The following is an 857-nucleotide window of genomic DNA, read 5'->3' as shown; positions in this document are numbered from 1 at the left end:
GATCAAAACGTTATAAAAATTCCCTTATAACCTCTTAGAAAAAAGAAAAATTCTTCACTTAAATAAAAAGAAATGTGATGAAAATATTGCAAAAAAACACAAGAGAATACGCGTATATTTTAACAACCATCACTGATGTTATACCATTACTAAAGTGGTGAAAAATAAGAAAAAAATAAAAAAATGTTTTTTCTTTATGATAATAACAATCACTGCACGACGATAATACAACAAAAACACAAGAGATTCGAAAGTATATTAAAATGAATAGAAAGAAAAAATTATCAAATTCTTTTCATACATTTCTTGGAGGAACATTGAACCGTGTTAGTCTAAAATTGCTCATCCTTTCATTCTTCATTGGCATCGTAATGAATTTTTTTGGATGGACACCTCGAAACCTCATACGGAAGATAATAAATTTTCTTCAATCGTTATGGGAAACAGGATTTATAACGCTTACAAACTTCTTCCATATAACCATGATGGGCGCTATTATTGTTGTACCTATTTTTCTTGTCTTACGCATTTTTCATAAAAAATAAATGCCTTAAATATTTTTCTTGCGCTAATCTTTTCGAAAAATCAAACGACATAAAAATCCTGTGGTAACGGCGATAATCACCGCAACAACACCATATAGAAAACGATACTTGTGTGCTGCATAGAAAATTGTATAAGCGATATGTGCTTTAACAATTTCAAGAGTCGTTGTTGCACTATCGATAAACTGCCCATCACGAAAAAGGTAAGCACGGACCTTATAATGTCCAACAGGAATGTTGGCGGGTAAACGAAAATGTGCTGTAAAAAGTTTATCAGAACCAAAACGAACACCACCTACTTCTTCATAATAA

The 857-nt window shown here is 31.3% G+C and carries 2 protein-coding genes; one reads left to right on the top strand and one right to left on the bottom strand.

The genetic code is table 11. The annotated features are described in order from the left end of the window. The first annotated feature begins 263 nt into the window (after positions 1 to 263). Complete coding sequence (locus BN338_RS13055; protein ID WP_039759614.1) at positions 264 to 545, top strand: DUF6460 domain-containing protein; 282 nt, start codon at positions 264 to 266, stop codon at positions 543 to 545. A 23-nt stretch (positions 546 to 568) separates the two neighbouring features. On the opposite strand, the gene BN338_RS04890 is transcribed toward BN338_RS13055, so the two are convergent. Further along, a partial coding sequence (locus BN338_RS04890) for a TIGR02186 family protein (protein WP_039759613.1) occupies positions 569 to 857 on the bottom strand: 289 nt, incomplete at its 5' end.

The sequence above is a fragment of the Bartonella queenslandensis AUST/NH15 genome, assembly GCF_000312585.1.
Classification (GTDB): Bacteria; Pseudomonadota; Alphaproteobacteria; order Rhizobiales; family Rhizobiaceae; genus Bartonella; species Bartonella queenslandensis_A.
Note: the sequence above shows the minus strand (reverse complement) of the source record. Positions and strands in the feature narration are given on the sequence as shown.

Bases quoted from the DNA above. Each gene is read 5' to 3' on its own strand.
- BN338_RS13055 (WP_039759614.1), top strand. From the start codon at position 264: ATGAATAGAAAGAAAAAATTATCAAATTCTTTTCATACATTTCTTGGA.